Here is a 7,512-nt window from a genome sequence, read left to right on the forward strand (position 1 = left end):
GAACKGATGGAAGCGGCGATTCTGACAGCAGTCGGCCAGTCGCTGCCGGCGATTGCCAGCCAGGGGTTTGCGCCATTACTGCCAAGCCTGGTGGGCCGCGAGTTTGCCTTGATCGACCTCGGTGTCTTGAGCCCGCATTTCGAAGCGGGCAATTGGGAGCAGGACGGCATCGATCAACGTCTACTGGTCGAAGCGGCGGCAGCCCATGGTTTGGCGGCCAGTCGTTACGGGCAATACCGTTTATCGCAGACGCGTCCGGACAGCGCCGTCGAGCCGGACACGTGCCCGCTGCACGTTGACTTGCAGGTGCCGCAGGGCACAACGGTTGAAGCGCCCTTTGCCGGTGTCGTGCACCTGAGCGCTGACGGCCGCGTGCAACTGGACAGCGCACAATTGAGCGTGCGCCTGTGGGGTGTCAAACCCTCACTGCACACCGGTGCGGCCGTGGTCAAAGGGCAGGTGCTGGGTGAAGTCGGCGGTGCGTTACGGGTTCAGCTCTGCCGTGGCGCCGAGTTGAATCCACCGCTGTTTTGCTCACCGTCCCGCGCACCTGCCTGGCAGGTGTTGTGCCCGTCACCCGCGGCATTGTTGGGACTGGCCTGCGACGCTGAGGTCGAACTCGATCCGCATACTTTGCTGGCGCGTCGCGACGCAAGTTTTGCCCGTTCGCAAAAACACTATTACGTCGATCCACCGCGCATCGAGCGGGGCTGGCGCAATCACCTGATCGACATGCAGGGCCGCTCCTACCTGGACATGCTCAACAACGTTGCGGTGCTCGGTCACGGTCACCCGCGCATGGCGGCCGAAGCCAGCCGTCAGTGGTCGTTGCTCAATACCAACTCGCGTTTCCACTATGCGGCTATCGCCGAGTTTTCCGAGCGCCTGTTGGCGCTGGCGCCGGACTCGATGGATCGGGTGTTTCTGGTCAACAGCGGCACCGAGGCCAATGACCTGGCGATTCGCCTGGCGTGGGCCTATAGCGGCGGTCGTGACATGCTTAGTGTGCTTGAGGCCTATCACGGCTGGTCGGTGGCCGCCGATGCGGTATCGACTTCAATTGCAGATAACCCCAAGGCCCTCAGCAGCCGTCCGGACTGGGTGCACCCGGTGATGGCGCCGAACACCTATCGTGGCGAATTCCGTGGCCTCGACAGCGCACCGGATTACGTGCGCAGCGTCGAACACAACCTGGCGAAGATTGCCGAGCAGAAGCGACAACTGGCCGGTTTTATCTGCGAGCCGGTGTACGGCAACGCCGGTGGAATCTCTCTGCCACCGGGTTACCTGAAACAGGTGTATGCGCTGGTCCGTGCCCAGGGTGGCGTGTGCATTGCCGACGAAGTGCAGGTCGGTTACGGCCGCATGGGCAAGTTCTTCTGGGGCTTTGAAGAGCAGGGCGTGGTGCCGGACATCATCACCATGGCCAAGGGCATGGGTAACGGCCAGCCATTGGGTGCGGTCATCACCCGACGAGAAATCGCCGAGGCGCTGGAAGCCGAAGGTTATTTCTTCTCGTCGGCGGGCGGCAGCCCGGTCAGTTGCCGCATCGGCATTGCAGTGCTGGATGTGATGAAGGAAGAGAAGCTCTGGGAAAACGCCCGGATCGTTGGCGGGTATTTCAAGGAGCGGCTTGAAGCGTTGATCGACCGCCATCCTTTGGTGGGCGCGGTGCATGGCTCAGGCTTCTATCTGGGCGTGGAGCTGATTCGCAACCGCGAAACCCTGGAACCGGCCACGGAAGAAACCACGGCGTTGTGCGACCGCCTGCGCGAGTTGGGGATTTTCATGCAGCCGACCGGCGATTACCTGAACATCCTCAAGATCAAACCACCGATGGTGACCACGCGACGCAGCGTGGATTTCTTTGTCGATACCTTGTCGAAGGTGCTCGACGAAGGCCTCTAAACACACTCCCCTTGTGGGAGCGAGCCTGCTCGCGATAAGGCCGGTACATCCAATATCAATGTTGGCTGTCAGACCGCCATCGCGAGCAGGGATTGCGTTAAGTTCGATTGTTATCGGGTTTTTGTAAGATATTTTTGATTAAATGAATGCCTTATGCTTTTAAAGCCGATTTTTATCGGTTATAAAAGGCGCCGTAACACTATGGCGTGGATCACCGCGCCTGGCCGTTCCCATTTCTGTCATCGGTCGATGCCACAATCGACCCTCTGAACCCGCCCGGGAGATGATTCATGAGCCGTATCGTTACCGTCGCCGCTACCCAGATGGCTTGTTCCTGGGACCTTGAAGCCAACATCGAGACCGCTGAGAAGCTGGTCCGTGAGGCCGCAGCCAAAGGCGCACAGATCATCCTGATCCAGGAACTGTTCGAGACCCCGTACTTCTGCCAGAAGCCGAACCCGGATTACCTGCAACTGGCCACGTCGGTTGAAGACAACGTGGCCATCAAGCACTTCCAGAAAGTCGCCAAAGAACTGCAAGTCGTGCTGCCGATCAGCTTCTTCGAACTGGCGGGTCGCGCACGCTTCAACAGCATCGCGATCATCGATGCCGATGGCAGCAACCTCGGGATTTATCGTAAAAGCCACATCCCGGACGGTCCTGGCTACCATGAAAAGTACTACTTCAACCCGGGCGATACCGGCTTCAAAGTCTGGAACACCCGTTACGCGAAAATCGGCGTGGGCATCTRCTGGGATCAGTGGTTCCCGGAATGCGCCCGCAGCATGGCGTTGCAAGGCGCGGAAATCCTGTTCTACCCAACCGCCATCGGCAGCGAACCGCACGACAAGACCATCTCGTCCCGCGACCACTGGCAGCGCGTCCAGCAAGGCCATGCCGGTGCCAACCTGATGCCGCTGATCGCCAGCAACCGTATCGGCAATGAAGAGCAGGACGGCTACGACATCACCTTCTACGGCTCGTCGTTCATCGCCAACCAGTTCGGCGAGAAAGTCCAGGAGCTCAACGAAACCGAAGAAGGCGTATTGGTTCAGAGCTTCGACCTCGACGAGCTGGAGCACATCCGCAGCGCCTGGGGTTCGTTCCGTGATCGTCGCCCGAACCTGTACGGCGCAATCAAAACCCTCGACGGTTCCCTGGAGTCCTGATCGCTATGACTACTTTGCACAGCACACCCCGCGCTGATGGTTTTTACATGCCTGCCGAGTGGGCGACCCAAACCCAGACCTGGATGGTCTGGCCGGAGCGTCCGGACAACTGGCGCCTGGGTGGCAAGCCGGCGCAAGCCGCTCACGTTGCGGTGGCCAAGGCCATCGCGCGTTTTGAACCGGTGACCGTTGCTGTCTCGGCGGCCCAGTACGAAAACGCCCGTGCGCGTCTGGACGTGCCGAATATCCGCCTCGTCGAGATGTCCAGCGACGACGCTTGGGTCCGCGATACCGGGCCGACCTTCGTCATCAACAACAGCGGCGAAGTCCGTGGTGTCGACTGGGACTTCAACGCCTGGGGCGGCTTCGATGGCGGTCTGTATTCGCCGTGGAATCGTGACTCGCAAGTGGCCGGCAAGATCCTCGAGATCGAGCGCAGCCCGCGTTACCGTACCGAGGGTTTTGTGCTCGAAGGCGGTTCGATCCACGTCGATGGCGAAGGCACGCTGATTACAACCGAAGAGTGCCTGTTGAATCGCAATCGCAATCCGCACCTGAACCGCGCCGACATCGAAGCGGTGCTGAGTGCACAACTGGCTGTGGATAAAATCATCTGGCTGCCGGACGGTTTGTTCAACGACGAAACCGACGGTCATGTGGATAACTTCTGCTGCTATGTGCGTCCCGGTGAAGTGCTATTGGCCTGGACCGACGATCCGCAGGATCCGAACTACCCGCGTTGCCAGGCCGCAATGAAAGTGCTGCAAAGCACCAAGGACGCCAAGGGCCGCCCATTTAAGGTGCACAAAATGCCGATTCCGGGGCCGCTTTACGCGACCGAGGAAGAGTGCGCCGGTGTCGACCCGGTGGACGGTACCCAGGAACGTAACCCTTCTGTGCGCCTGGCCGGTTCCTACGTGAACTTCCTGATCGTCAACGGCGGCATCATTGCGCCGAGCTTTGACGATCCGCTGGACGCGCAAGCCAAGGAAATCCTCCAGAACCTGTTCCCGCAGCACGAAGTAGTGATGGTGCCGGGGCGTGAACTGTTACTGGGTGGCGGTAACATCCATTGCCTTACCCAACAACAGCCGGCACCGCACAAAGGTTGAGTGAAGTTGTAACAACTAGTGGCGCTGAATTGATCCGTGTTTTATCCGGTTCATGTGAGTGACCCCTTATCTAACCCGCAGCTCCTATGGACTGCGGGTTTTTTTATATCCACATGCCGGCCTGTCAGGCACTTTGGCATAGCTCTTGTATCTGTCCGAGAGCAATTCTCGGGAATGTAGAACCGCGTTGTTCTGTCATAAACCTTGGATAAGTTAGCCGCTCACGAACCAGGAGAGAGCGCCGGAAATGAATATGGTCAGCGAGCGGACATCGCATCCCTTGGCAATGAATGGCGAATCGCTTCAGGTGCTGGCGCAATGGTTGAAATCCAACGGAACGCGACAGGTCAGAGAACCTGACCCGCGCAGGATGATGATCGAGCGTTATCCCGCTGGTTTATTCAGTGAGGCAGAACTTGAAGCCTTGTGGGATGTGATTGAAGGATAGAAAGCAAAGGATTGGTAAAGCGCTGCCCGGATGGCAGCGCTTTTTTTTTGCCCTTGGAAAAGTGGGTTCAGGTTTGGTCCAGCCTGCCTTGGCCCAAACAGGTCATTTGACCGATCTGCGAAACAGACTAAAAGCCATTACGGCGTTTTTCCCTCTCCGTCATAGGAATAGTCTGCCGGCATCGAATTCCTACGACTTTGCTGGAGCTTTCCATGTCTACCGCAACCCTTCATTACATCTACGATCCACTGTGCGGCTGGTGCTACGGTGCCAAACCATTGGTGCAAGCGGCACAGGCAGTCTTGCCGGTGATCGCCCACGGTGGYGGCATGATGACTGGCGCCAACCGGCAGACTGTTTCACCTCAACTGCGTGATTACGTGATGCCTCACGACCGACGCATCGCCGAGTACACCGGGCAGCCATTTGGTGAGGCGTATTTCGAAGGCCTATTGCGCGATCACACTGCCGTGTTTGATTCCGCGCCACCGATTGCTGCCGTGCTGGCCGCTGAACAACTCGCCGGACGTGGGCTGGAACTGCTGGGGCGTTTGCAGAGCGCGCACTACGTGGAAGGTCGGCGGATTGCCGATGAAGCGGTGTTGTTGGAACTCGCTGCATCGATTGGCCTGGAAGCTGAGTCTTTCAAGCGCGAGTTCAAGGACGCACTGGCGAACGAAACCCAAGACCACATCAAGAAAAGCCGCGCACTGTTGGCGCAGGTTGGTGGCCAGGGCTTCCCGACCTTGGTGCTGGAGCAGGACGATCAATTCACCGTGGTCGACATCAGTCCATGGCTCGGTAAGCCTGAAGCATTTGCGGCCTGGTTGAGCCAATCAGTCGTCGCCCAGCCGAACGAATCCACTTTCCCGGTTCAAGCCTGTGGCCTGGACGGTTGTGCTCACTGATCTCATCGACTACGCGGAGCGACCCATGGATAACCTGAGCCTGATCAAAAGCACCTACGAAGGTGCCAACTCCCAGGAGAATGCACGCAACACTGCTGCAGCGTTGGCCGCCGATGCGCAATGGACTGAAGCGGCTGGGTTTCCCTACGCGGGGACCTACGTCGGTTTTGACGCCATCGTCGAGAATGTCTTCAAACGTCTGGGCACTGAATGGAACGATTTTCAGTTCAAGGCCGAGAGCTACGTCGCGCAGGGTGACAAGGTATTCGCCTACGGAAATTACAGCGGTATCTACAAGGCCACGGGGCGTCCGATGAACGCCCGAGTCGCGCATTTGTGGACTTTGGCGAACGGCAAAGTCACCCATTTCGAGCAGTTTGTGGACAGCCACACGGTGCAATTGGCGATCGCTGAGCAGTAAGTTCTTAGACGATTTTCGCCTAATTACAGAAGATTCACGAAATTGACACATGCTTGGGGGCGCGGCTAGGATTCGCCCCAACGCCTGTGGCCAACCGCCACGACTTCAAAAAACAATAAGGGCCTGCCTCGCTTTTGCGTGGGCGGGCCTTTTGTTTTGGAGTGAAAAAAGAGCGCAATAACAGCCATTTCAGCCAGCGGTCACAGCGCGTATAAACCCGTAATAAGGAAAATAACATGTTGAACAAGCGGATCGGTCTGATCGCTCTGGGGATTTTTAGCGCCACTCAAGCCATGGCTAACGACCAGGCGGAGTCCAAGGGTTTTGTTGACGACAGCAGCCTGAAAGTGCTGTTGCGCAACGCCTACATCAATCGCGATTACAAGAACGGTAAAGAAGACAAGGCCGAGTGGGGCCAGGCTGCCATCGGCACCTTCTCGTCGGGCTTCACCCAGGGCACCGTCGGTGTCGGCGTTGATGCCTTCGGTCTGTACGCCCTGCGCCTCGATGGTGGCAAGGGCCGTAGCGGCGCCGGCGGTATCGACTTCTTCAAGCAAGGCGACAGCGGCGAAGCCGCCGATGACCTGGCCAAGGCTGGCGCGGCGGTAAAATTCCGTCTGTCCAACACTGTGCTGACCTACGGCGACCAGATGCCGGAGCTGCCGGTGCTGAACTACGACAACTCGCGTCTGCTGCCTGAAAGCTACACCGGCACCTTGATCACCTCCAAGGAGATCAAAGGCCTGGAGCTGAACGCTGGTCGTTTCACCGCCGAATCGCGCAAGAGCGCCGAAGGTCGTGACAGCGGTGGCCTGAAATCGATCAACGTCTTGGGCGGTCGCTACCAGTTCACCGACCAGTTCAAAGGTGCGTTCTACGCGTCCAACGTAGAAGACGTCCTGAAGAAACAGTACGTGAACCTGAACTACGTGTTCCCGCTGGCCACCGATCAGTCCCTGACTTTGGACTTCAACGGCTACCAGACCAAGCTGGACAAGTCCTACGCCCTTGATAACAAAACCGAAGGCCAGGACAACAAAATCTGGAGCCTGGCAGCGACCTTCGTCACCGGCCCGCACTCGTTCACTCTCGCGCACCAGCGCAGCACCGGTGACAGCAACCTCGGCTACCCGTACGGCGGCTATCAGAACGATCACAGTCGTGTCGGTGACGGTGGCAACACCATCTACCTCGCCAACTCCTACTGGTCTGACTTCAACGCTGAAGACGAACGCAGCTGGCAGCTGGGTTACGGCCTCGACTTCGGCGCCTTCGGCGTTCCAGGCCTGACCTACAACGTGGCGTACGTGCGTGGCGACAACATCACCACCGCCACCAGCACCGGCGGCACCGAGCGCGAAATCTTCAACCAGTTCAAGTACGTGGTCCAAAGCGGCCCGGCCAAAGACCTGAGCGTGAAAGTACGCAGCTCGGTCCTGCGCGTGTCGCAGAAATCCAGCGACTACAACGTCAGCGGCAACGAAGTCCGTGTTTTCGTGGATTACCCGATCAACATCTTCTGATGATCGGTTGCGTGGTTGAGGCC

General features: G+C 58.4%; 7 protein-coding genes. All 7 read left to right on the forward strand.

Translation table 11 applies throughout. From position 1 onward, the window contains the following. Nucleotides 1-1,908: aminotransferase (locus tag AC1DH9_RS16815; protein WP_477808455.1), on the forward strand; the 1,908-nt coding region annotated here is incomplete at its 5' end. Nucleotides 1,909-2,198: 290 nt separating this feature from the next. Then, nucleotides 2,199-3,077: an N-carbamoylputrescine amidase gene (gene aguB, locus AC1DH9_RS16820; protein WP_477808456.1), complete on the forward strand. Its 879-nt coding sequence runs from the start codon at nt 2,199-2,201 to the stop codon at nt 3,075-3,077. A 5-nt stretch (nt 3,078-3,082) separates the two neighbouring features. Then, nucleotides 3,083-4,189 (forward strand): agmatine deiminase, encoded by a 1,107-nt coding sequence (gene aguA / locus AC1DH9_RS16825; RefSeq protein ID WP_427530703.1) that lies wholly within the window; start codon nt 3,083-3,085, stop codon nt 4,187-4,189. A gap of 247 nt (nt 4,190-4,436) precedes the next feature. Further along, a complete protein-coding gene (locus tag AC1DH9_RS16830; RefSeq protein WP_054595130.1) occupies nt 4,437-4,637 on the forward strand; it encodes a hypothetical protein in 201 nt (66 codons plus the stop codon). Nucleotides 4,638-4,849: 212 nt separating this feature from the next. Then, nucleotides 4,850-5,545 (forward strand): DsbA family protein, encoded by a 696-nt coding sequence (locus tag AC1DH9_RS16835; RefSeq protein WP_427546358.1) that lies wholly within the window; start codon nt 4,850-4,852, stop codon nt 5,543-5,545. A 25-nt stretch (nt 5,546-5,570) separates the two neighbouring features. Then, entirely contained in the window at nt 5,571-5,966 is a 396-nt protein-coding gene (locus AC1DH9_RS16840; RefSeq protein ID WP_427546356.1) for a nuclear transport factor 2 family protein, read from the forward strand. A 236-nt stretch (nt 5,967-6,202) separates the two neighbouring features. After that, complete coding sequence (locus AC1DH9_RS16845) at nt 6,203-7,489, forward strand: OprD family porin (protein ID WP_427546354.1); 1,287 nt, start codon at nt 6,203-6,205, stop codon at nt 7,487-7,489. Nucleotides 7,490-7,512 lie beyond the last annotated feature (23 nt).

The organism is Pseudomonas sp. 05T35 (genome assembly GCF_056396605.1).